This is a genomic window from Pseudomonas putida (assembly GCF_050990305.1).
In the GTDB taxonomy this organism is placed as follows: domain Bacteria; phylum Pseudomonadota; class Gammaproteobacteria; order Pseudomonadales; family Pseudomonadaceae; genus Aquipseudomonas; species Aquipseudomonas putida_AH.
Map to the genome: position 1 here is coordinate 68657 of NZ_CP158817.1, position 23237 is coordinate 91893.

The window sequence follows — 23237 nt, forward strand, 5'->3', positions numbered from 1 at the left end:
CATGAGCCGGCCATTCGCTGGCAGGCGCCAAAACGGGTGCCTCTAATGGAGTTAGCTGAATGAAAAAACTACTCGTTGCGTTCGCTGCCGTTGCAGCCTTTTCCGCCCATGCCGACACCCTGACAGTAGCGGCCACCCCGGTACCGCACGCGGAAATCCTCGAGTTCGTTAAACCGGCGTTGGCCAAGGAAGGCGTGGACCTGAAGGTCAAGGTCTTCACGGACTACATCCAGCCAAACGTGCAGGTTGCGGAAAAACGTCTGGACGCCAACTTCTTCCAGCACCAGCCGTACCTGGATGAGTTCAACAAGGCCAAGGGCACCAACCTGGTGTCGGTGGCCGGCGTGCACCTGGAGCCTCTGGGCGCCTACTCCAGCAAGTACAAAGCGCTGACCGAACTGCCTGGCGGCGCCAATGTAGTGATCCCGAACGACGCCACCAACGGCGGCCGTGCGCTGTTGCTGCTGGCCAAGGCTGGCCTGATCAAGTTGAAGGATTCGAACAACATCCTGTCGACCGTGAAAGACATCACCGAGAACAGCAAGGACCTGAAATTCCGTGAACTGGAAGCCGCGACCATCCCGCGCGTGCTGACCCAGGTCGACCTGGCGCTGATCAACACCAACTACGCCCTGGAAGCCAAGCTCGATCCGGCCAAGGACGCATTGGTCATCGAAGGCAGCGACTCGCCTTACGTGAACATCCTCGTTGCTCGTCCTGACGACAAGGACAGCGAAGCGATGAAGAAACTGGTGGCGGCCCTGCACAGCCCGGAAGTGAAGGCCTTCATCATCGAGAAGTACAAAGGCGCGGTGGTGCCGGCGTTCTGATTGGCTGATGTAACGAAAAAGGGGACGCCATGAGCGTCCCCTTTTTTATGCCTGAAACACCGCCCCTGTAGGAGCCGGCTTGCTGGCGATGGCGTCCAAGAAGTCGCCATCGCCAGCAAGCCGGCTCCTACGGGAGAGCGACGCGGGTTACTTACGGTTAAGCATCACCGGCAACTGCGCCACCAGCTTCGCGTTATTCAACGGTGCCCGAATAAACCCGCGCTGGGTCCCGTCCGGGCCGATCACTGCGAGGTTACCGCTGTGGTCGACGGTGTAGTTCGGCTTGCTGGTGTCCGCTGGAATGAACGGAATACTCACAGCGTTGGCGACTTTTTGCAGCTCTTCGGTTGATGTCGGCGTCAGGCCGATGAACTGCGGATCGAAGTAGCCCAGGTATTGCTTGAGTTGCTTGGGCGTATCGCGGTTCGGGTCGACGCTGACCAGGATGATCTGCAACTTGTCCACAGCCTCCGGCGGCAGCTCGCCTTTAATCTGGCGCAGTTGGGCGAGGGTGGTCGGGCAGACGTCCGGGCAGAAGGTGTAGCCAAAGAACAACAGTGACCATTTGCCCTTGAGCTCGTTAACCGCCACCGGTTTGCCGTCCTGATCGGTCATCTTCACATCCGGAAGATTGCGGCTTTGCGGCAGCAGGATGATGCCGGCATCGATCAGCGCTGTCGGGTCGCCCTGGCCTTTGCCGGAGAGCACTTTGTTGATGGTCAGGCCCAGGACCAGTGCAATCAGGGCCACAAGGATGAAGACGGTTTTCTGGGTTCGAGTCATAGGTTCAACATCAAGTAGTGGTCTACGAGCAGGGCGATAAACAGCAGGAACAAGTAATAAATAGAGTACTTGAAGGTGCTGATCGCCGCGTGCGGCCGAGTGCCACGGTACAACACCACGGCCCATTGCAGAAACCTCGCGCCCAGGACGATGGCGCAAACCAGGTAGAGCAGGCCGCTCATGTGGATCACATACGGCATCAGGCTGACGGCCAACAATGCGCCGGTATACAGCAGGATGTGCACCTTGGTGTAATGCTCGCCGTGGGTAACTGGCAGCATCGGGATGTCGGCCTTGGCGTATTCCTCTTTGCGGTGGATGGCCAGCGCCCAGAAATGCGGCGGGGTCCAGGCGAAGATGATCAGCACCAGCAACAGGGGTTCGGCGCTGACGTGGCCGGTGGCGGCCGTCCAGCCAAGCAAGGGTGGGGCAGCACCGGCGAGGCCGCCGATCACAATGTTTTGCGGCGTCGCACGTTTGAGAAAGCCGGTGTAGACCACCGCATATCCGAGCAGCGAAGCGAGGGTCAGCCATGCGGTCAGTGGATTGGTGAAGGCCAGCAACAAGGCTTGTCCGAGCAACGCCAGCACCAGCGCGAATGTCAGTGCCGCCGTTGGCGAGACGCGTCCCTCGGCCAATGGTCGTTTGTGAGTGCGGGCCATCACTGCATCGATGCGCCGGTCCACCACATGGTTCACCGCGGCGGCACCGCCCGCGCACAACGCGATTCCCAGGTTGCCGAACACCAGCACGGTCCATGGCACGCCGGCGCGGGTCGCGAGGAACATCCCAACCAGCGAGGTGATGAGCATCAGCACCACCACCTTGGGTTTGGTCAGCTCCAGGTAGTCACGCCAGATCCCCGGGCCTGCACGCTCGCCAATCAGAATCGCCATGGCGTCTCTCCTTTTGTTGTTATGGGCCCGGCTGAGTGTTTACGCGGAGTGAAGCGCCAGCGTGTCGGCTGCTTGACCCGAACCAGACTGGTTCGCGCGTGATAATTGACCAGCACCATCGTCAGCAGCAGTGCCGCGCCTCCGGCGTTGTGTGCCACGGCAATCGGCAACGGCAGATGAAACAGCACGTTGCTGATACCCAGGGTGATTTGCGCGGCGAGGGCAACCAGTACCAACCCGGCGAGCCGCGTCATGCCGACGACTTTCAATTGCCAGGCGAGCCCGAGCAGCACCAGCGTCACCAGCAACGCGCCGATGCGGTGAGTCAGGTGAATGGCCGTGCGAGCATCGCTGTCCAGTTGCCCGCCCAGATAGTTAGGGCCGATGTGCTGGGTCAGGTGAAAGCCGTTGGCGAAATCAGTGGCTGGCAACCATTGACCGTGGCAGGTGGGGAAGTCGATGCAGGCCACGGCGGCATAGTTAGAGCTGACCCATCCGCCGAGGGCGATCTGCAAGATCACAACCAACAGCCCGGCCGTTGCCCAGCGCTGCAAGCGACGTGGCACCGTCAGTGCCGGCAGAACGCCGGACAGGCGCAAGGTCAGTAAAAACAACAGGCTCAAGGTGGCGAATCCACCGAGCAAATGCCCGGTCACCACTTGCGGCCAGAGTTTGAGCGTCACCGTCCACATGCCGAAAGCGGCCTGGGCGAACACCACCCCCAGCAGGAACAACGGCAGCTTCACCGGTTGCCCCGGATGCCGGCGATGAACCCAGGCACGACCTGCCAGCACCGATATCAGCAAGCCGAGGGTGCCGGCGAAGTAGCGATGGATCATCTCGTTCCAGCTTTTGTGGGCTTCGACCGGGGCGTCCGGGAAATGCAATTCGGCATGGGCCAGTTGGGCTTCGCTTTTCGGCACGCTGATAAAGCCGTAGCAACCGGGCCAGTCCGGACAGCCCAGGCCGGCGTGGGTCAGGCGGGTGTAGGCGCCGAGCAACACCACAATCAACGCCAGCAGGGTGGCAAACAGCGCGAGGCGAAATCCAGGTTTGGCCATGACGATGCCCTTATCCGATGTTCGACAGTTTCAGCAGATGACGCAGGTCGTTGAGCAGGTCCTTGCCTTTGACCGAAGGGTCGTAGCGCAGCACCAGATTGCCGTGGGGGTCGATGATCCACAGTTGCGGCACAGCCTTGTCGCCGGCGGCCTTGTTGACGGTCGCTTTGTTGAAGGTGGCCAGGTCCAGTGGGTAGCGCTGTAGTTGAGGATACTCCCGGGTCAGTTTGGCGTCGTAATCACTGCTCAGCGGCTGTGCCGCGGCGATGGCATGTCTGGCGCGCCCGGCATCACGGCCCAGGCCGATCTGAATCTGCCGCGCCAGGTACACCAGTTGCTGACAGTCCACGGCACAGGCCTTGGGCGCGGTCACCAATAACTGCCAGCGCTGTTCATCGGCCTGTACGCCGATGTCGGCGCGGGTCTGGCCGTTGCCGATGAGTTCACCGTGATAACTGCGGCCTTCCGGCACCCAGAACTGCAATTTGTACATGCCGGTGGCGAGGATCATCGGCCCGACCACTCCGAGCAGGATCAGGAGCAGTTGCAAGCGTCCCTTGCGGCGGCTTGGCGGCGTTTTTGTCTCAGACATGCTGGGTGGATTCATGGCCGCTCCCATGGTGTTTCTCCTTTGTGTTGTGCCAGCCGAGGTAGAGATAAAGGCCGAGCAGAGCGATCGCCATGGCGAACCACTGCACGGCATAAGCGATGTGTTTTTCCGGGCCCATGGCCACGATTGGCCAATCGGCCTGGTAGGTCGCCGGTCCGGTTTCTGCGCGTAACTCGTAGGCAAAGCCTTCGCGCCCCAGGATGTTCCAGAGTGCGTTCGGGTCAATGGCTGTCAGCAGTTTTGGCCAGGTGCTGGTGCTGGGGTCTGCGTGGAGTTGGAAGGTCGCACCGGGAGACACGTAGACCCAGGCGTCGACGCTCAACACGTCAGCGGGCGTAGTGAATTGCGGTGGTGTGCGCCGGTCTGGCCACGGCAGCCAGCCACGGTTGACCAGCAGCCACAGCCCGGTGGCCTGGTCCTGAAACGGTTGCAGTAACTCGACGCCGACCCTGCCACCACGCTGACGATTGTCCAGTAGCAGGCTGTGGGCGGCATCGAACTGGCCATGCAGGCGAACCCGGCGAAAGGCCGGATCGGTGGTGTGTTGCAGCGCAGTGCTGGCCATTGGTTCGGCAGCCCGGCGTTCGGTGTAGGTTTGCAGCAGCGCGCTTTTCTCCGCGCCCCGGCTCAATTGCCAGAACCCGAGCGACACCAGTAGCGGCAGCAGGAGTGCTACTGCCAGTGTCGGCACAATGCCCGGCCGGAAGCGCTTCATGGCGTCGCCAGAAAGTCGGTCAGTGCGATAGCTATACTCAAGTGCATCGCTTGTCCCCCCGGAGTTCCACCATGCTCAAAGCAGCTATCGTCCTGATGCTGATTGCCACGGTTGTCAGCCTGTTCAGCGGCCTGTTTTTTTTGGTCAAGGACGACAGCCGTTCAAACCGCCTCGTCATTGCCTTGAGTGTCCGTGTTGCCCTGGCCGCCGTAACCGTGGGCTTGATTGCCTGGGGTTTCTTCAGCGGCCAGCTTGTGTCTCACGCCCCTTGGTAACTGTAGGAGCGAGCATGCTCGCGAAAAACTTCATGACAACGCGTTAATTCAGATAATCCGCGTTATCGTTAACGACCATCGCGAGCATGCTCGCTCCTACAGCACATAAACGAAAACGAACAGCCCGATCCACACCACGTCCACGAAGTGCCAGTACCAGCTAGCGGCTTCGAAGCCGAACTGATGCTCGTTGTCAAAGTGGCCACGCAGGATGCGCATCAGCATCACAAACAAAATGATGGTGCCGATGGTCACGTGAGCGCCGTGGAACCCAGTGAGCATGAAGAACGTCGCGCCGTAGATCCCGGAGCCGAGGGTCAGACCCAGTTCGTGGTAGGCGTGGATGTATTCTTCGGCCTGAAAACTGAGGAACGCGCAGCCCAGCAATACGGTGATCGCCAGCCAGATTTTCAGTGCGCCGCGATGACCCTTTTTCAAGGCGTGGTGGGCGATGGTGATCGTGACGCTGGAACTCACCAGCAACACGGTATTGAGTAGCGGCAAGCCCCAGGGACTGATGACTTCCTTCGGAGGCACAAAGAGCTTGGAGTCCGGGTTGTTCAGCAGCGGCCAGGTCCACTGGAAGCCAGGCCATAGCATGTGTGCGATGCCTTTGGTGCCTTCACCACCCAGCGCCGGGCCTGAAATGTGGCGCACATAAAACAGCGCGCCGAAGAAGGCGATGAAGAACATGACCTCTGAGAAAATGAACCAGCTCATGCCCCAGCGGAACGAGCGATCCATCTGCGGGCTATACAACCCGCTGCGGCTTTCCTTGATCACCGCACCGAACCAACCGAACAGCATGTAGGCCAGCAGCAGGCCGCCGACAAAAAATATCAGCGGGCCGTGGGATTCCGGCCGGGCGGCCTTCAGGTCGTTGAACCAGGTGCCCAGGCCAAACACGGTGACGAACATCCCGACCGTGGCGATGATCGGCCATTTGCTCTGGGCCGGTACGTAATAGTGCTCATGAGTTGCCATTTATTGTTCTCCTTATCGGGCACGCTCAACCGCCAGTGTTTACAGCTACCGGTGGATGTCGGGCGGTGATATCGAACAGCGTGTAGGACAGCGTCAGGTGCTTCACATCCTTGGGCATGTCACGGTCAACGATGAAACGCACCGGCATTTCTATTCGTTCACCGGGCTGCAGCACTTGCTGGGTAAAGCAAAAACACTCGGTCTTGTGGAAATAGGCCGCCGCGGTGCTGGGCGCAATGCTCGGTACGGCCTGGGCGCTCATCGGGCGGTCGGTGGGGTTGTGCGCAATGAATATCATCTCGCTCACCGCCCCCGGGTTGGCCGTCAATTCATCGCTCTTGGGATAGAAATCCCAGGGCATGTCGACGGAATTGGTCGTCAGAAACTGCACGCGAACCTGCCGCGAAGTGTCGACCGTTTGCTCGCCTTCGTACTGTCCAGCGGTCTTGCCGTTGATACCGAACGCCTTGCACATCACGTCGTAGATCGGCACAAGGGCAAACCCGAAAACAAACATCGCCACCACCACCAGTAACAGACGGGTGACCAATTTCTTCATCGAAATTGAGTCAGCCATGATTTTTAGTCTCTACGCCAAACCCTGTAGGAGCGAGTTTTTGTGGCGAGGGAGCTTGCTCCCGCTGGGTCGCGAAGCGACCCCAAAAGCTTTGCGTCTGCTTCGCAGCCGAGCGGGAGCAAGCTCCCTCGCCACAAGAGCGTGCTCCCACAAAAGGCTGGGTGTTCATTTCACTTCCGGCGGCGTGGTGAAGGTGTGGTACGGCGCCGGTGATGGAATGCTCCACTCCAGGCCCTCGGCCCCATCCCACGGTTTGGCCGGTGCTGGCGGGCCGCCGCGGATGGTCTTGATCACGATGAACAGGAAGAAGAGCTGCGTTGCGCCAAACATGAAGGCGCCGATCGACGACACCATGTTGAAGTCGGCGAACTGCAGGTTGTAGTCCGGAATCCGCCGTGGCATGCCCGCCAGCCCCACGAAATGCATGGGGAAGAAGGCCATGTTCATCCCAATGAACGACAGCCAGAAGTGCAGCTTGCCGAGGGTTTCGTCGTACATGTGGCCGGTCCACTTCGGCAGCCAGAAATAGGCCGAGGCAAAGATCCCGAAGATCGCCCCCGGTACCAACACGTAATGGAAATGCGCGACGACGAAGTAGGTGTCCTGGTATTGGAAGTCCGCCGGGGCAATGGCCAGCATCAGCCCGGAGAACCCGCCGATGGAGAACAGGATGACGAACGCCACTGCAAACAGCATCGGTGTTTCAAAGGTCAACGAGCCCTGCCACATGGTGCTGGCCCAGTTGAACACCTTGACCCCGGTGGGCACCGCGATCAGCAGCGTGGCGTACATGAAGAACAGCTCGCCCACCAGCGGAATCCCCACCACGAACATATGGTGCGCCCAGACGATGAACGACAGGAACGCGATACTCGCCGTGGCATAGACCATCGAGGTGTAGCCAAACAGCGGTTTGCGCGAAAACGCCGGAATGATCGAACTGACGGCACCAAAGGCCGGCAGGATCATGATGTACACCTCCGGGTGACCGAAGAACCAGAACACATGCTGGAACAACACCGGATCACCGCCACCGGCGGCACTGAAGAAGCTGGTGCCGAAGTGGATGTCCATCAGCATCATCGTCACGCAACCGGCCAGTACCGGCATCACCGCGATCAGCAGGAACGCGGTGATCAACCAGGTCCAGACGAACAGCGGCATTTTCATCAGCGTCATGCCGGGGGCGCGCAGGTTGAGGATGGTCGCGATCACGTTGATTGCGCCCATGATCGAGCTGATCCCCATCAAGTGGATGGCGAAGATGAAGAAGGTCACGCTTTCCGGAGCGTAGGTCGTCGACAGAGGCGCATAGAACGTCCAGCCAAAGTTCGGCCCGCCGCCGGGCATGAACAGCGTCGACACCAACAGCAGGAACGCCGCTGGCAGCAGCCAGAAGCTGAAGTTGTTCATGCGCGGCAACGCCATGTCCGGCGCGCCGATCATCAGCGGGACCATCCAGTTGGCGAGGCCGACGAAGGCCGGCATCACCGCACCGAAGACCATCACCAGTCCATGCATGGTGGTCATCTGGTTGAAGAATTCCGGCTGGACGATTTGCAGCCCCGGCTGGAACAACTCGGCGCGAATCACCATCGCGAATGAGCCGCCGAGCAGGAACATGGAAAACGCAAACCACAGGTACAGCGTGCCGATATCCTTGTGGTTGGTGGTCAGCACCCAGCGCATCAGGCCTTTGGCGGGGCCGTGGGCATGCTCGGTGTGCGTATGGACAGGGTCATCGATGACAACAGTCATTTCATGTCTCCTGCAAACAGAGGGGCTGGGCGGGCCGGGGCGCATTGCCCCGACCAGTTCCTGGTGTACGCATTGGACCGGGTCATTTGCTTTCCGCCTGTTTCAGCTCCAACACTTCTTTAGGGGTGACCATGTCGCCCTTGTTGTTGCCCCACGCGTTACGTTCGTAGGTCACAACCGCCGCGATATCGACTTCCGAGAGCTGCTTGCCGAACGCAGCCATTGCAGTACCTGGCTTGCCGTGGAAGACAAGGCTCAAGTGAGCTTCTTTCGGTCCGGTGGCGATTTTCGAGCCCTTGAGCGCCGGGAACATTGGCGGCAAGCCCTGGCCCTCGGCCTGGTGACAGGCCACGCAAGTGGTGTGATAGACCTTGTCGCCGCGCTCCTTGAGCTCGTCGAGGGTCCATTCCTTGCTGGTCAGCTCTTTGAGTTGCGCGGCCTCAGCTTTGCGATCGGCCAACCATTTTTCGTAGTCGGGCTTTTCCTTGACCTCGACCACGATGGGCATAAAGCCGTGATCCTTGCCGCACAACTCGGCGCACTGGCCACGGTAGATGCCGGGTTTATCGATACGGGTCCAGGCCTCGTTGACGAACCCCGGAATTGCATCGCGCTTGACCGCGAAGGCGGGCACCCACCAGGAGTGGATTACGTCGGCGGAGGTCACGAGGAAACGCACCTTGGCGCCGATCGGCAGCACCAGCGGCTTGTCGACTTCGAGCAGGTAATGCTCGCCTTTGGCTTGCTTGTTATGGATTTGATCGGCGGGGGTGGCCAGGTTGCTGAAGAACTCGACGTCCTGGCCCAAGTATTTGTAGTGCCACTTCCACTGGTAGCCGGTGATCTGGATATCGATATCCGGCTCACTGGCGTCGTACATCTTGATCAGGGTGGCCGTCGCGGGAACTGCCATCGCCACCAGAATGATGAAGGGCACGATGGTCCAGAGGATTTCGACGGTGGTGCTTTCATGAAATTTTGCGGCGACCTGCCCGGTCGAGCGGCGATGCAGAATCATCGACCAGAACATGGCGCCGAAGACGATGATGCCGATCACTACACAGATCCAGAAGATGGTCATGTGCAGGTCAAATACAGCGTGACTGATTTCAGTCGCTCCAGGCGCCATATTCACAGTCCAGGCCGCATGCGCCTGACTGAAAATCGACCACAACAGGAGGCCCATCCAGACATGTGGATGTCGCATCATTGCGGGTTCCCCTTATCGTTCTTGTTATCCCGCCGGCTTTCACCTGCGGCAAGGGAGCGGCTGCATCAGACTACGAACTTGAATCGCCGGGCCTTGCTGCAGTTGCAGTCGGGCGTCATCAGCTAACTCCATTCATGAGCGAGTATAGACAGCGACTCTCACCTCGCAATGTGCAGGCGTAAATCATCTGAAACAGCATTAACTTGCGTTGCAGGTCACGAATGGAGAAGGATGCAGACGAGTGGTGGCAAATCGATATAACGCAGGCGTCTCAAGGATGAAACAATTATGACAAATGCGTCTTAGCATTTTTCGTAAGCCAGCTAAGTTATGTCTTCCCTATTTCATTGCCTTGTTTCCTGGAGTTTTCATGAACACCGCCGCATTGCGCGAGCAGATCCAAAAAGCCCAACAACACGAAGCCCAAACCAGCCTGCTGACGCGTCAGCTGGAAAGCAAACTGCCTCATCTACACCCGGCAATCCAATTGCCGGAAGCGGACGCCAAGGGCGTGCTGACACGATTTGTCGCCGCTTACATCGAAGAAGTTCCTGAACTGCTGGAAGCAGCCAATGAAGTCGCCAGGGAAGCGGGCATAGAGTCACAGATCAAACCGGTGTTGAAAATCGCCGAACAGTACTTCCTCCAGCCGCCGGCAATCATGGCCGGGCATGTCGGGCTCGACAGCCTGCTGGATGAAGCCTACCTGGCGCATCGGTTCGTCGAAGAGGTCAACGACCTGTACATCAAGCATTTCGGCCAGCCACTGATCCCCTTGGACATGACGGTCGCCAATCTGATTGCTCACCAGTTGATCGGTGAGGAATTTGCCAACCAACTGGACGAGGCGGTCCATCACGCCGTGGACGAGATGCTCAACGACGACAGCTTTGCGCTGGAATCGGTCGAGGCCTACCGCGAGAAACTCAGCAGCCCGGACACCGGCGCTGCGTGGAAGCGCTGGCCGTGCATGTCCCGCCGTTTGGGCGTGGGCCTCGAACTGGAAGCCTGACCGCATCCCCTGTAGGAGCGAGCATGCTCGCGATGGTCGCTAACGATAACGTTGGCTGTCTGACACCCCGCGGTGTTCCGTCGTCCATCGCGAGCATGCTCGCTCCTACAGGTTACTTATGCCGCTGAACCAATCCCGATATTGGTCCGCACCCGCCCCTCAAGCCTGCGCTTCAACCCTCGCGATTCGATCAACAACTTCGAACCCTTGGCTGCATTCGCCCGGCCCCATTCCTCCAGCAACTCCAGGCACGAGTGATCGATGTAGCTCAGGTTATTGAGCGGCACGTGCACTGTGGTGCCTGGCGTTATGGTGCCCAATACCTGAGTTAGTGCCGGCACTTTGAGGAACGTCGCCGCACCCACCAGGCGCAACTCCATTTCGCCCTCCTGAGGCAGGCCGATCAGGCTGATCTTCAAGCGAGAAGCCTTCAGCGCCAGTTTCACCAGGGTCAGGCCGAAACCGATCAACACACCTGTCAGCAGGTCAGTAAAGATGATGGCCAATGCCGTCGCGGCATAGGTGAACATCGGCATCCGACCGTAGCGGCCCAGCCCACGAAAGGCCTTGAGGTCCACCAATTTGAAGCCTGTGTAAACCAGTACACCGGCCAGGCTCGCCACTGGAATACTCTGCAGCACGCTCGACAGCAACAGCACGAACGCCAGCAGCCACAGGCCGTGGAAAATCGTCGAGTAACGGGTGGTGGCGCCGGCCTGGACGTTGGCTGAACTGCGCACGATCACCCCGGTCATCGGCAACGCGCCGAGTACTCCGCAGAGCATATTGCCAATACCTTGTGCGGACAGTTCTCGGTCGAAATCCGAGCGTTGGCCGCTGTGCATGCGATCCACCGCGGCGGCGGACAGCAGGGTTTCGGCACTGGCGATGAACGCCACGGCGAAGGCTGCGATCAGCAGCGTAGGGTCGGCCAGGTTGAGCAAGTCCGTAGGTTTGAGCCAGTCGATGGCTTCGGCCAGGTTGGCTGGAACTTCCACCCGTTTGACGGGCAATGCCAGTACCAGACTAGCGATCGTTGCCAGACCGACCCCGAGCAATGCCCCGGGAATGAAGCGCAGCGAGTGCGGACGCAGTTTTTCCCACAACCACATCACGGCGATGGTCGAGAGCCCGAGCAAACCGGCTTGCCAGCCGAACGACGGCAGTGCCTGAGCGACCGCGCCGGGGAACGCCGTGAGGTTATCCAGACCGGAGGGTTTCGGTGCCGCGTCGAGCATCACGTGCACTTGCGATAGCACGATCAGCACGCCAATCCCGGCAAGCATGCCGTACACCACGGCGGGCGCGGTCACCCGGAACCAGCAGCCGAGCTTGAAGCGTCCGGCCAGTAGTTGCAGAAAACCCGCCAATAGCAGGATAGGCCCGAGCATGCTCAGGCCGTGCTGGCGAACCAGTTCGAACACCAGCACCGCCAAGCCTGCGGCTGGGCCGCTGACTTGCAGGGGAGAACCTGCCAACCAGCCCACGATCAAACCACCGACGATGCCGGTGATCAAACCTTTGGCGGGGGGCAGTCCCGAGGCGATCGCAATGCCCATGCACAACGGTAGAGCGACCAGAAACACAACCACTGAAGCCAACAGCTCCCGTGGCAGTACAGCTTTCAATTGAGCAGCACGCATGGTGACTCTCCCGAGTTTTTCTTCAGGCATGGCAAGGCCGGACCGCTGAAACAGCGGCCGGCGTCAAACCACACAGATTTTTAGGAAGATTTAGAAGCGCGCTTTGGGCGTCGCCATTGGAATCGGCTGGCTGCCGTCGAGCGGCCGGAAACAACCCTGGTCCGCGTCGTAAGCTTTGATTTGACTGGTTTCGATGTCGTAGACCCAGCCGTGGATGAACAGATGACCGTTCGCCATGCGCGAGGCTACCGAGGGGTGGGTACGCAAGTGCTGCAACTGAGCGATGACATTTTCCTCGGTGAGGACATGCATGGTCTCGTTTTCGTCAGCGCAGTTGCAGTTGTCATGCACCATGGTCTTGGCGACTTCCGCATGGCGTAGCCAGGCTTTGACCGTGGGCATTTTTTCCAGGCTGTCGGGATTGAGCACCGCACGCATCGCACCGCAATCGGAGTGGCCGCAAATGATGATGTGCTGTACGCCCAACGCCAGGACGGCGTACTCGATGGCAGTGGAGACACCACCGTTCATCTGGCCGTAAGGGGGGACGACGTTGCCGACGTTACGGGTAACGAACAGGTCGCCAGGCGAACTGTGAGTGATGAGCTCGGGCACGATGCGCGAGTCGGCGCAGGTAATGAACATTGCCCTTGGCTGTTGGGCCGTGGCGAGTTTCTTGAAGAGCTCTTCCTGTTGTGGAAAGACCTCATGATGAAAATGCAAAAAGCCGTCAACGATATGCTTCAGCGCTGCATCGGCGCTCTCCGTCCCGGGTTGGTCGGAAGCCGACGCAGCCAATGGCTGTTTATCCTTGTCACTCATGATTCATCCTCTTTGGCGGGCTCAGGGCGTTGGCCCGTGTTGTCCGGTGTGAAGCCAGTGGCTGGTTAAAAAACATCCAGGTCATGGTGCCAGACCCGTCAGTCACTCGATGAACAAGGTAGCGGCCGAATCTTAACTCAAACTGAATCAAGGGCTCTAGAACGTGTGTCCCCGGTCACAAAAATGGTGACCAGCGTAAAACCTGCACGCACTTCCCAGTACTCAACCATAGGCCAATTGTCCTTAAATCAACGACATTTGGCGACCCGGCGGACAAAAGGCTTCGCAATCCAGATTAAAGCCTTCGCGTTGATTTAGACCCAGACGCTTGATGGTTTTGGCAAAGCGTTGCGCCAACAGGTCGGCAAAGGGACCTTCACCGCGCATTCGCGCACCGAAACGACTGTCGTACAGCTCTCCACCGCGGCTCTGGCGAATCAGGCTCAGCACATGGGCGGCCCGTTGCGGGTAGTGGGCATTGAGCCATTCTTCGAACAGCGGGGCCACTTCCAGCGGCAGGCGCAACATCATGTAGGCAGCGCTTTGTGCCCCGGCCGAATGGGCTTCGGTGAGCAGATTTTCGAGCTCGCTGTCGTTGATCATCGGAATCATCGGTGAGCACAGCACCCCCACCGGTATTCCCGCATCGCGCATGACCCTGATCGCCCGCAGCCGGGCTTTGGGGGCCGCCGCCCGGGGTTCAAGGATGCGCTTGAGTTCGTCGTCCAGGCTGGTCAGGCTGATCATCACCGCCACCAGCCGTTGACGGGCAAGTTCGGTCAGCAGGTCCAGATCGCGAAGAATCAACGAGCCCTTGGTGACGATGGTCACTGGATGGCGGTAGCGCAACAGTACTTCGAGGGTTTGCCGGGTGATTTTGTATTCGCGTTCGATCGGCTGATAAGGATCGGTGTTGGAGCCGAGGTTGATCGGCGCGCATTGATAACCACGCCTGGACAGCTGCGCTTCCAGCACGTCCACGGCGTTGGTCTTGGCGATCAGTTTGGTTTCGAAATCCAACCCGGGCGACATGTCCCAATAGGCGTGACTGGGGCGTGCATAACAATAGATGCAACCGTGTTCGCAACCACGGTAGGGGTTGATCGAGCGGTCGAAGGGCAGATCCGGTGAGTTATTGCGGGTGATGATGGTCTTCGCTGTTTCGATGCGAACCTCTGTGCCCTGGGTCATCGGCGCTTCCTGGTACCAACCGTCGTCCTCGGCTACCGAGCGGTTCGGTGCGAAGCGGTTGTGCGGGTTGGTCGCGGTGCCGCGGCCGCGAGGAGGCAGTGGAGTAGCCATCAGTGTGATCCTTTAGCTGTATGTGCATACAGTATCTGGACTTCAATTGACAGGCCAGTGCCGTTCGGCACCCAAGGCTTTTTCGAGCACCAGCCGCAAGTGCTTGTGTCATGACGGGAAACACATCGCTCGTCGTGCTCTGCTGTTTCAGCGGTACCCTCTTTTTCACACGAATGACCGTGTATTCATTATTAAAAGGATTTAAATCATGTCGAATTACAACCAGCGCGGTGTCTTTCTTCAGTTGTTACGCCCCTCTATTGTCAGCCCCAAGGAAGTCCGGGTTTCCATGCAATTTGCGCTTAAGGAAGAAGGCTATGACCCGTCAATCGGCGATGTCACCTGTTCCTTGCTCGACTCGACCGTTCGCGAGGCGGTGTCCAATGATGGTGGTGCCACCTTCACGATGAAATCCCCCGTGGACGTTGATGGTGATGGCGATATCGACATGCAGGACAAGGCCGTGCTGGTAGGGCTGGCGAAAGCTTATTCGAAGATCATCAACCCCTGATACGGACCAGGTATCGAGCGCTTCAAGCGGAGGGCTCTGTATCGCCCGAAACATAAAACGGCACTTTAATGCAGTGCCGTTTTTTAATTTATGAACCCGAAGTTGTTCAAACAAGAGCCAGATTCAAGCCTTCCAATTCACAATTCTTTGACGGGGACCTCACAGGCTCTTAACCAGCAAGCCGTGACACTATGCCCATTCAAACTTTCCGAAGGGTCGTTCAGGAATGTCCTTACCACGTCTTTCAATTGCGACATTGCTGTTATCACTGTCCGTATTTTTCAATCTCGTCCACGCCGATGACGCCACGTTGTCCCGCCCGGCGGAATGGGCGCAACCGGTCGAAGTGCAGTACAACCTCTTTCAGATGTCACCCACGCTCTACCGCAGCGCGCTGCCCGACGGTGGCGCGGTGCCACTGCTGAAAAAGCTCAAGGTCGCCACCGTCATCAACTTTCTACCCGAATCGGATTCGCGCTGGTTGTCCAACCCCGATATCACCCAGGTGCAACTGCCTTATCGCACCAATCATGTCGATGACGCCGATGTAATCAAGGCCTTGCGCGCCATTAAAGAGGGCGAAGCCAAGGGCCCGGTGCTGATGCACTGCAAGCACGGCTCTGACCGCACCGGTCTGATGGCGGCCATGTACCGCGTGGTGGTGCAGGGTTGGAGCAAGGAAGATGCGTTGAACGAAATGACCCAGGGTGGCTTTGGTGACAGCACCCACTTCAAGGATGGCGTGCGCTATATGATGAAAGCGGACGTCGACAAGCTTCGTACGGCATTGGCCAATGGCGACTGCAGCACGACACCGTTCGCCGCGTGTTCGATGAAGAGTTGGTTCCAGTCGGCCCACCTTCAGTAACAGCACCTTCCACTGCGTTGCGCAGTGGAAGGCTGTTTTCGCGACTCAGAGTTGCTCGTCAGTCTTTTTCTTCAGCTTTGGATTGGGAAAAAACTGCACGGCTTGAACTTTGGTATCAGCGGGTTTCACGACAGGTGTATTGACCCGCGTGCCCAACTCCTTGGGCACAGATAATCCCTGTTCATTCAAGGTGTCGGAATAACCGCAGGCCACGCATTCGCGATGTGGCACGCTGTCTTCGTTCCACATCATCAGCTTGTCCGGCTCGCTGCAGGCCGGACAAACCGCACCGGCGATAAAGCGTCGTTTGGTAATCACGGGACCCTCACTCATGCTGCTGCGTCCTCACTCAGGCCGCTGTGGCGCAACAGTGCGTCAATCGATGGCTCACGGCCACGGAAGTCGACGAACAACACCATTGGCTCCTGAGAGCCACCACGCGCCAGGATCGCTTCGCGGAACGCGCGACCGGTTTCGGCGTTGAGCACACCTTCTTCTTCGAACTTCGAGAAGGCATCTGCCGACAGTACTTCTGCCCATTTGTAGCTGTAGTAACCCGCGGCATAACCGCCAGCGAAGATGTGGGCGAAGCTATTCGGGAAGCGGTTGTAGGCCGGCGGACGCATCACCGAAACCTCGTCACGCACACCTTCGAGTACTTGCAGTACGCTGCGGCCGTCGCCGTGGGTGGCGTGCAGTTCGAAGTCGAATAGCGAGAACTCCAGCTGGCGCACCATCATCAGTCCGGATTGGAAGTTTTTCGCCGCGAGCATTTTTTGCAGCAAGTCCTGAGGCAGGGGCTCGCCGGTTTCGTAATGACCCGAAATCAGCGCCAGGCCTTCCGGCTCCCAGCACCAGTTCTCCATGAATTGGCTCGGCAGCTCGACCGCATCCCAGGCCACGCCGTTGATGCCAGAAACGCCGGCATGATCGACTCGGGTCAGCAGGTGGTGCAGGCCATGACCGAACTCGTGGAACAGGGTGGTCACTTCATCGTGGGTCAACAGCGCAGGCTTGCCGCTGTCGGCTGGGGTGAAGTTGCACACCAGGTTGGCCACCGGGCTTTGCAGCACGCCTTTGGCAGTGCGGCGACGGTCACGGGCGCCGTCCATCCAGGCGCCACCGCGCTTGTTGGCGCGAGCGTAGAGGTCGAAGAAGAAGCGGCCGACGTGCTGGCCGTTTTCTTTGATTTCGAACAGGCGAACATCCGGGTGCCAAGTGTCGAAGCCTTTCTGCTCGGCAATCTCGATGCCGTACAGACGTTGCACAATGGCGAACAGGCCGCTCAGCACTTTATCGATCGGGAAGTAGGCTCGCAGCGCTTCCTGGGCAACGCTGTAACGCTGCTCGCGGAGTTTTTCACCGTAGAAACCACTGTCCCAGCTTTGCAGGTCCGGGCAGCCTTGTTCTGCGGCGTAAGCCTTGAGCTGCTGCAGATCCTGGGCGGCGAACGGTTTGCTGCGTTTGGCCAGATCGCGCAGGAAGCTCAGGACCTGATCGCTGGACTCTGCCATTTTGGTCGCCAGGCTCAGCTCCGAGAAACTGGCGAAGCCCAGCAATTTGGCCAACTCCTGACGCAGGTCGAGGACTTCTTCCATGACCGGGCCGTTGTCGTTCTGGCCAGCATTTGGCCCCTGATCGGACGCTCGGGTGCAGTAGGCGGCGTAGACTTCCTCGCGCAGGGCACGATCCTGGGCATAGGTCATAACCGCGTAGTAGCTCGGGAATTCCAGGGTGATCAGCCAGCCGTCGAGGTCCTTGGCCTGGGCCGCGGCAGCCATTTGCGCCTTGGCCGAGTCGGTCAGGCCGGCGAGGGCGGCTTCATCGGTGATGTGCTTGGTCCAGGCCTGAGTGGCATCGAGCAACTGGTTGGAGAAGCGGCTGCCCAGCTCCGACAGTTTGCTCTGCACTTCGGCGTAACGTTTCTGCTCGGCTTCCGGCAGGTCGATACCCGACAGGCGGAAATCGCGCAGGGCGTGTTCCAGGATAGTTTTTTGCGCCACGTCGAAGCCGGCGGCTTCCGGGCTGCTGGCCAAGGCTTCATAGGCCTGGAACAGTTCGCGGTTCTGGCCCATTTCGGTGGAGTAGGCGCTCAGCGCTGGTAGGCAGGACTCGTAGGCTTCGCGCAGTTCGGCGCTGTTGCACACGGCATTCAAATGGCTGACCGGGCTCCAGGCTGCGCCCAGGCGATCGTTAAGTTCGTCCATTGCCAGCACCAGGCCGGCCCAGGTGGGTTGTTTGCCCTGGGTCTTGAGGATCTCGATAATGGCGGCGCGGTTGTCAGCCAGGATCTGTTCAATGGCCGGTTGCACGTGTTCGGCACGGATCGCGGAGAACGGCGGCAGGTCGTAGGACTGCAAAAGAGGGTTGTTCACGCTCACGGTTGACACCTTGGCTGGAAGAAACATGCAGCCATCTTAATTACAATCGACGTTCACCGCAGCTATCAGCGACAGAGAGAGAACCTATCGTGTCCCTTCGCAAGTACCACAACCATACGCCGCTGCTCGGCAAAGGCGCTTTTGTCGACCGCTCGGCGGTGGTGATTGGCGACGTCGAAATCGGTGAAGACAGCTCGGTCTGGCCATTGACGGTGATCCGCGGCGACATGCACCGCATACGCATTGGTGCGCGTACCAGCGTCCAGGACGGCTGCGTGCTGCACATCACCCACGCCGGCCCGTTCAACCCCGACGGGTTTCCGTTGCTGATTGGCGATGATGTGACCATCGCCCACAAAGTCATGCTGCATGGGTGCACTGTCGGTAGTCGGGTGTTGATTGGCATGGGCAGTATCGTCATGGACGGCGCGGTAGTCGCCGACGATGTGATCATCGGTGCCGGTAGCCTGGTACCACCGGGCAAACGCCTGGAAAGCGGTTTCCTGTATGTGGGCAGCCCCGTGAAACAGATCCGGCCGCTGACTGAAAAAGAACAAGCCTTCTTCACCTACAGTGCGGCGAACTACGTGAAGCTCAAGGATCTGCATCTGGCCGAAGGCTACGACCAGATCTGAAGCGTCTCACCATTGCCCAGGAATTTTCATGCATTACCAAACCATTCTATTTGACCTTGATGGCACCCTGACCGACCCGCGCGAAGGCATCACTCGTTCGATCCAGTTTGCCTTGAGCAAACTGGGCATCGATGAGCCCGACCTGAGCAAACTCGAACATTTCATCGGCCCGCCGTTGTTGCAGGCGTTCATGCAGTTCTATGACTTCGACGAGGCCAAGGCCTGGGAAGCGGTGAATTTCTACCGCGAGCGCTTCAAAGTCACCGGGCTTTACGAAAACCGCGTGTTCGATGGTGTCACGCCGCTGTTGGAAACCTTGGGTGGACAAGGGCGGCAGCTGTATATCGCGACCTCGAAACCGTGGGTCTTCGCCCGGGAAATTGCCCGGTATTTCGACTTTGCCAAGCACTTTAAAGTGATCTACGGCAGCGAACTGGACGGCACACGCACCAATAAAGTCGAGCTGATTGCCCACTTGATGGCTGAAGAAGGCCTGAATCCGACTGACACTCTGATGATCGGCGACCGCAAGCACGATCTGATTGGCGCACGCAGCAACGGGCTGGATGCGGCTGCGGTGGGTTATGGGTTCGGTAGTCGGGAAGAGCTCAGTGCTGAAGCACCGGCCTTTCATTTCGAAACGTTGGATGAGATGCATCAAGCGTTTTTGCGGGGTTAGTAATTTCGCCTCGCGGGCAAGTGTTGCGCTTGCAAGACTCCAGGTGGAGTCTTGCAATTTCGAGCGACACAAAACTGTAGGAGCAAGGCTTGCCCGCGATAGCGTCCGTCAGTGTTCGCTAAGTCAGACTTACAACCAAATTGCATCCCACAACGGATAATCCCCGACCTTATCCACCAATCCTGCACGCAACGGATTGGCGACGATGTATCGAGCAACTGCCTCTAGGTCCTCTTCTTTTCGAATGGCACGATCATGAAATCCCGGTTGCCACAATGGACCTTCTCTTTGTAACAAGCAGTTGAGCGCCACGGTTGTACGAGATTTCGTGCGTCCCATTAACGAACGTAGGGGCATGTTTTTTAGCTCGATCAGCCAATGAAAATGATCTGGCATGACAACGTAGGCTAACGAATTGGCTAATTGCTCATGCTGCGCTTTGCGAAATGCCTCGACAACCAGTCGGCCTGCCTTGAAGCTGGAAAAAACAGGTTGGCGATTGAGAGCGACAGCAGTCAGCAGATAGATTTGCCCTTCTTCCGAGTAACGTCCCAAACGCAGATGATGGGCATGATGTTGGCTTGGCATTGAGGATCCTCCTTGATCGCGGTCTGAACCATGAGGCTAGATTGTCAGAGGAGGGTTTGAGTCGCGCCAGTTGATCCGGATGTGTCTGAGGCGGCGCCATCGCGGGCAAGCCTTGCTCCTACAGGTCTTTGTCGTTCTGTAACTTGGAGTATGGCTTGCCCGCGATGAGGCCAGTTCAGGCGCTGGAGCTTTTGGACTGTGCCAAGGTCTTCAATGACGCTTTTCGCTGTTCAACCGGCATCTTCCCCACCCGCTCGACCTCCGTGTAAAACCTTTCCCAATCCCCGCCCACCTGTTTAAACAAAGCCGCAAACGCTGGCACCCACTGGTCGTACAGGCCAAATGGGAGTAACCGCGCATTGTTCATTGGCGCATTGATCCACGCGTCATAAAGTTTGTCGCCGGCCCACTGGCTGTCACGCAGTTGCCGGTACTCGCCGCGCAGGTGCTCGAACTCCGCCGCCTTGCGCTGGCGCATCTGTTCGGGTGGCAGAGGTTGTGTGTACAGCTGTTCAAGTCGGGAGCGGGTGTCCAGTATCAGTTGGGTGAACTGATCCCGCCGTTTCGCCTGGTCGCCGTTGTCCGGCGGCAAGCCGCGAAAGGCACGCCATTGGCGGGTGCCTTCCTGCTCGACGTAAGTGGCGAATGACTCGTTGAACTCGGTGTCGTCTTTTACATAGACACGTTGATGCGCCAGTTCATGAAAAATCAGCGTGGCCAGGCGCTCGTCACCCCAGTGCATCATCGAACTCATGATCGGATCGTTGAACCAACCCAGGGTCGAATAGGCCTCGACGCCACCGATTGTCACGTCCAGGCCCTGCAGGCGTTGCAGTGCCGCGTTACCCCGTGCCGCACTCTGGCTGTAGTAGCCGCGATAGGCCACACAGCCGGCAATCGGGAAGCAGTGGTTTTGTGGCTTCAGGGAAAACTCTGGTGTGGCAAACACGTTCCAGACCACATAGGGGCGGCCGATGTCTGCGTACAACCGGTAACTCTGGTTGTCCGGCAGATGCAGCCGTTCGCTGGCAAAGGTCCGGGCCTTCTGCGATTGGGCCAGGTGCGCGCGCAGTTTTTGGTCGCGCTGGGGATCGGCGATCACATTGGAGACGGGTTCCCGTGCGCGCAGCAGTTGCCATTGGCCACTGGCCAGTTGGCTGTAGTAGCTGATGCTGGAACAACCGTTGAGCAACAAAAACAAAACACCCGGAAACAAAATGCGCAAAACGCGATCAAGTAACCCAAGGCTTGGACGCGGCCTGATCAAAATAAAAAATTCCTGGAGAGTCTGCTCGCAAGACTATCCCGCTTGACTGGAGCTCGGCTATGCGCAAATTGATGCTTTCGGGATGCCTGCTGACGCTGGCTGGCTGTGCTGGTTTCGGTTTACCTCACCATGATCCGACGCAAGCATGGATCGAACTGGAGTCGCATCAGGAAGACACCGCCCTGCAAGCACTGAAGGTGGATAACCAGGCGACCGACGACAAACGCTATTTCCAGGTGCAGCCCGGCAGTCATGAGTTGACGGTTCGCTACCAGTTTCCGGTCCAGTCCACCAATATCGGTCCGGGCGCCGAACCGCTTTGGCGCGATTGCCAGATGAATGTGAAATACAGCGGCTTTAACGCTGGGGAGCGTTATGAACTGCAAGCGGGGAACATAGGGTTTCGGCCATGGGCCAAACTCTACGATCAGCAGCGAAAAGTGATCGGCCAAGGCAAGCCGGCGGGCTGCCAACACTCGTGATCAGCGCTATTCTGAATATCGGATACTCAGGACATTCATCATGCGCAGGTTGATGTTATTGCTCGTTGCAAGCACCGTTGTCGGCTGTTCTACGCCGCCGCTGCCAGCGGTCAATCCACAAATGGCGTGGGTGGATTTCTCCACGCCATTTCCCAACGATAAATTGCTGATGGCCGACCGACTGGACAATCAGCGACTGGACGATGGGCGTTTCTTCCAGGTGACACCCGGTAGCCATGAGTTGCAGGTTCGCTTCGACTTTGAAGTCCCCAGCGGCGGTTCGGACATGTTCGGCGGTGCCCGGGAACGGCTGTGCTACCTGGTCATCAAATACGATCATTTCGAAGCGGGGCAGCGTTATCTGCTGCAAGCCCGTTCCTTGGCATTCACCCCCGAAGCTCGCCTGTATAACGCCAAGCGTGAAATCGTCGCCAAAGATCGCGAGGCCACTTGCCTGAATTAAAGGCAGTCAGCGGTCGTTCTTCTGGTAGATGATTTTTTTGGTGCCGCCTTCGCACGAGCCCACGACCATGTTCTGGTCGTGCACTTCATCATTGGTCACAATCTCCAGGGTGTAGGACGTCACCCCACGGGCCTGGATCTTGGCTTCGATTTCGGCCTTGAGTTCTTCACAGGGTTTAGGCGCCGCCAGGGCCGAAGTGGCTAGCGCGCAGCAGATAACCGTCAAGGCAAAACGTTTCATGGTTGAAGCTCCTTTGAGGCAGCTCGCAGGATTCTGCGTTTTGGCTGCTGTCATTTATTCGACCACAGTTTTACCGGGCAAATCTGTTGTAACGCAAAAAGATCGCAGCCTTCGGCAGCTCCTACATTCAAACGCGATCCCATGTAGGAGCTGCCGCAGGCTGCGATGTTTTCATTTCAACGTTTAACTGACCAAGGTCGCATCCAGACTGATTTTCGCATTCAGCACTTTGGAAACCGGGCAACCTTCCTTGGCTTTATTGCTCAGCTCCTCAAATTGAGACTGGCTGGCGCCGGGGATTTTCGCCTTGAGGATCAGCTTCACCGCTGTAATCGAAAACCCACCCTCCACCTGGTCCAGGGTGACCTCGGCAACGGTATCGATGCTGTCGGCCTTGAGACCGGCCTCGCCGAGAATCATGGAGAAGGCCATGGAGAAACAGCCCGCATGAGCCGCGCCGATCAGCTCTTCCGGATTGGTGCCTTTACCACCCTCGAAGCGCGCTTTGAAACCGTAGGGCGCTTCCCTGAGTACGCCGGTTTCCGTGGAAATCGAGCCGATACCGGTCTTCAGGTCACCTTCCCAATGGGCTGATGCTTTCTTTGTGATAGCCATGCCTGTCTCCTCGGAGTCCTGCGCAATGTG

General features: G+C 58.5%; 27 protein-coding genes. 9 read left to right on the top strand and 18 right to left on the bottom strand.

Annotation, left to right across the window (positions count from 1 at the left end; all coding sequences use genetic code 11):
• Window positions 1-59: 59 nt before the first annotated feature.
• On the top strand, window positions 60-830 hold the full coding sequence (locus tag ABTV22_RS00325) for a MetQ/NlpA family ABC transporter substrate-binding protein (protein ID WP_433738013.1): 771 nt from the start codon (window positions 60-62) through the stop codon (window positions 828-830).
• A 147-nt stretch (window positions 831-977) separates the two neighbouring features.
• Here ABTV22_RS00325 and ABTV22_RS00330 read toward each other — a convergent pair whose 3' ends face one another.
• From ABTV22_RS00330 to ABTV22_RS00350, 5 genes are read right to left on the bottom strand one after another with little or no spacing between them, the layout of a single operon-like run.
• A complete protein-coding gene (locus ABTV22_RS00330; RefSeq protein WP_433738014.1) occupies window positions 978-1613 on the bottom strand; it encodes an SCO family protein in 636 nt (211 codons plus the stop codon).
• Window positions 1610-2509: a heme o synthase gene (gene cyoE / locus ABTV22_RS00335; protein WP_433738016.1), complete on the bottom strand. Its 900-nt coding sequence runs from the start codon at window positions 2507-2509 to the stop codon at window positions 1610-1612. The genes ABTV22_RS00330 and cyoE overlap by 4 nt, the downstream gene beginning before the upstream one ends.
• Window positions 2497-3570 carry a COX15/CtaA family protein gene (locus tag ABTV22_RS00340; RefSeq protein WP_433738017.1) on the bottom strand — a complete coding sequence of 358 codons (1074 nt, stop codon included), beginning with the start codon at window positions 3568-3570 and terminating at the stop codon, window positions 2497-2499. The genes cyoE and ABTV22_RS00340 overlap by 13 nt, the downstream gene beginning before the upstream one ends.
• 10 nt (window positions 3571-3580) lie before the next feature.
• On the bottom strand, window positions 3581-4189 hold the full coding sequence (locus tag ABTV22_RS00345) for a hypothetical protein (RefSeq protein ID WP_433738018.1): 609 nt from the start codon (window positions 4187-4189) through the stop codon (window positions 3581-3583).
• Window positions 4155-4895 carry an SURF1 family protein gene (locus tag ABTV22_RS00350; RefSeq protein ID WP_433738019.1) on the bottom strand — a complete coding sequence of 247 codons (741 nt, stop codon included), beginning with the start codon at window positions 4893-4895 and terminating at the stop codon, window positions 4155-4157. The genes ABTV22_RS00345 and ABTV22_RS00350 overlap by 35 nt, the downstream gene beginning before the upstream one ends.
• Window positions 4896-4966: 71 nt before the next feature.
• On the opposite strand from ABTV22_RS00350, the gene ABTV22_RS00355 reads away from it, so the two are divergent.
• Window positions 4967-5170, top strand: a complete 204-nt coding sequence (locus ABTV22_RS00355) for a twin transmembrane helix small protein (RefSeq protein ID WP_110965572.1) — start codon at window positions 4967-4969, stop codon at window positions 5168-5170.
• A 96-nt stretch (window positions 5171-5266) separates the two neighbouring features.
• Here the strand turns inward: ABTV22_RS00355 and ABTV22_RS00360 are convergent, their stop codons facing one another.
• From ABTV22_RS00360 to coxB, 4 genes are all read right to left on the bottom strand, one after another.
• Window positions 5267-6154, bottom strand: coding sequence for a cytochrome c oxidase subunit 3 (locus ABTV22_RS00360; RefSeq protein ID WP_433738021.1), 888 nt, complete (start codon window positions 6152-6154; stop codon window positions 5267-5269).
• A 25-nt stretch (window positions 6155-6179) separates the two neighbouring features.
• The gene (locus tag ABTV22_RS00365; RefSeq protein WP_433738022.1) at window positions 6180-6731 is read right to left on the bottom strand and encodes a cytochrome c oxidase assembly protein; all 552 of its coding nucleotides are present in this window, start codon (window positions 6729-6731) and stop codon (window positions 6180-6182) included.
• Between the two features lie 165 nt (window positions 6732-6896).
• Window positions 6897-8489, bottom strand: coding sequence for a cytochrome c oxidase subunit I (ctaD, locus tag ABTV22_RS00370; protein ID WP_433738023.1), 1593 nt, complete (start codon window positions 8487-8489; stop codon window positions 6897-6899).
• Window positions 8490-8571: 82 nt separating this feature from the next.
• On the bottom strand, window positions 8572-9699 hold the full coding sequence (gene coxB / locus ABTV22_RS00375; protein WP_433738024.1) for a cytochrome c oxidase subunit II: 1128 nt from the start codon (window positions 9697-9699) through the stop codon (window positions 8572-8574).
• A 370-nt stretch (window positions 9700-10069) separates the two neighbouring features.
• On the opposite strand from coxB, the gene ABTV22_RS00380 reads away from it, so the two are divergent.
• Window positions 10070-10711, top strand: coding sequence for a hypothetical protein (locus tag ABTV22_RS00380; protein ID WP_433738025.1), 642 nt, complete (start codon window positions 10070-10072; stop codon window positions 10709-10711).
• A 116-nt stretch (window positions 10712-10827) separates the two neighbouring features.
• Here the strand turns inward: ABTV22_RS00380 and ABTV22_RS00385 are convergent, their stop codons facing one another.
• The 3 genes from ABTV22_RS00385 to ABTV22_RS00395 form a co-directional block, all read right to left on the bottom strand.
• Window positions 10828-12354, bottom strand: a complete 1527-nt coding sequence (locus tag ABTV22_RS00385; protein ID WP_433738027.1) for a SulP family inorganic anion transporter — start codon at window positions 12352-12354, stop codon at window positions 10828-10830.
• 90 nt (window positions 12355-12444) lie between these two features.
• Complete coding sequence (locus ABTV22_RS00390) at window positions 12445-13176, bottom strand: carbonic anhydrase (protein WP_433738028.1); 732 nt, start codon at window positions 13174-13176, stop codon at window positions 12445-12447.
• Between the two features lie 243 nt (window positions 13177-13419).
• Complete coding sequence (locus ABTV22_RS00395; protein ID WP_433738029.1) at window positions 13420-14478, bottom strand: PA0069 family radical SAM protein; 1059 nt, start codon at window positions 14476-14478, stop codon at window positions 13420-13422.
• A gap of 208 nt (window positions 14479-14686) precedes the next feature.
• On the opposite strand from ABTV22_RS00395, the gene ABTV22_RS00400 reads away from it, so the two are divergent.
• Window positions 14687-14989: a hypothetical protein gene (locus ABTV22_RS00400; RefSeq protein WP_433738030.1), complete on the top strand. Its 303-nt coding sequence runs from the start codon at window positions 14687-14689 to the stop codon at window positions 14987-14989.
• A 226-nt stretch (window positions 14990-15215) separates the two neighbouring features.
• Window positions 15216-15857: a phosphatase domain-containing protein gene (locus ABTV22_RS00405; protein WP_433738031.1), complete on the top strand. Its 642-nt coding sequence runs from the start codon at window positions 15216-15218 to the stop codon at window positions 15855-15857.
• Between the two features lie 45 nt (window positions 15858-15902).
• Here the strand turns inward: ABTV22_RS00405 and ABTV22_RS00410 are convergent, their stop codons facing one another.
• Both ABTV22_RS00410 and prlC read right to left on the bottom strand, forming a co-directional pair.
• Window positions 15903-16190, bottom strand: coding sequence for a YheV family putative zinc ribbon protein (locus ABTV22_RS00410; protein WP_433738032.1), 288 nt, complete (start codon window positions 16188-16190; stop codon window positions 15903-15905).
• Window positions 16187-18238, bottom strand: a complete 2052-nt coding sequence (gene prlC, locus ABTV22_RS00415; RefSeq protein WP_433738034.1) for an oligopeptidase A — start codon at window positions 18236-18238, stop codon at window positions 16187-16189. Before prlC ends, ABTV22_RS00410 begins: the two co-directional genes overlap by 4 nt.
• A gap of 89 nt (window positions 18239-18327) precedes the next feature.
• On the opposite strand from prlC, the gene ABTV22_RS00420 reads away from it, so the two are divergent.
• Window positions 18328-18873, top strand: a complete 546-nt coding sequence (locus tag ABTV22_RS00420; protein WP_433738035.1) for a gamma carbonic anhydrase family protein — start codon at window positions 18328-18330, stop codon at window positions 18871-18873.
• 28 nt (window positions 18874-18901) lie between these two features.
• A complete protein-coding gene (locus ABTV22_RS00425; protein ID WP_433738037.1) occupies window positions 18902-19552 on the top strand; it encodes an HAD family hydrolase in 651 nt (216 codons plus the stop codon).
• Between the two features lie 129 nt (window positions 19553-19681).
• Here the strand turns inward: ABTV22_RS00425 and ABTV22_RS00430 are convergent, their stop codons facing one another.
• The gene (locus ABTV22_RS00430; protein ID WP_433738038.1) at window positions 19682-20140 is read right to left on the bottom strand and encodes an REP-associated tyrosine transposase; all 459 of its coding nucleotides are present in this window, start codon (window positions 20138-20140) and stop codon (window positions 19682-19684) included.
• Between the two features lie 175 nt (window positions 20141-20315).
• Window positions 20316-21407 carry an aminopeptidase gene (locus tag ABTV22_RS00435; RefSeq protein ID WP_433738040.1) on the bottom strand — a complete coding sequence of 364 codons (1092 nt, stop codon included), beginning with the start codon at window positions 21405-21407 and terminating at the stop codon, window positions 20316-20318.
• Between the two features lie 59 nt (window positions 21408-21466).
• Here ABTV22_RS00435 and ABTV22_RS00440 point away from each other — a divergent pair, with 59 nt between their 5' ends.
• Both ABTV22_RS00440 and ABTV22_RS00445 read left to right on the top strand, forming a co-directional pair.
• Window positions 21467-21889, top strand: a complete 423-nt coding sequence (locus tag ABTV22_RS00440; RefSeq protein WP_433738041.1) for a hypothetical protein — start codon at window positions 21467-21469, stop codon at window positions 21887-21889.
• 40 nt (window positions 21890-21929) lie between these two features.
• Window positions 21930-22352: a hypothetical protein gene (locus tag ABTV22_RS00445; RefSeq protein ID WP_433738042.1), complete on the top strand. Its 423-nt coding sequence runs from the start codon at window positions 21930-21932 to the stop codon at window positions 22350-22352.
• Window positions 22353-22358: 6 nt separating this feature from the next.
• Here ABTV22_RS00445 and ABTV22_RS00450 read toward each other — a convergent pair whose 3' ends face one another.
• Window positions 22359-22592: a DUF1161 domain-containing protein gene (locus ABTV22_RS00450; RefSeq protein WP_433738043.1), complete on the bottom strand. Its 234-nt coding sequence runs from the start codon at window positions 22590-22592 to the stop codon at window positions 22359-22361.
• 183 nt (window positions 22593-22775) lie between these two features.
• Window positions 22776-23207, bottom strand: a complete 432-nt coding sequence (locus ABTV22_RS00455; protein WP_433738045.1) for an OsmC family protein — start codon at window positions 23205-23207, stop codon at window positions 22776-22778.
• Window positions 23208-23237: the final 30 nt, after the last annotated feature.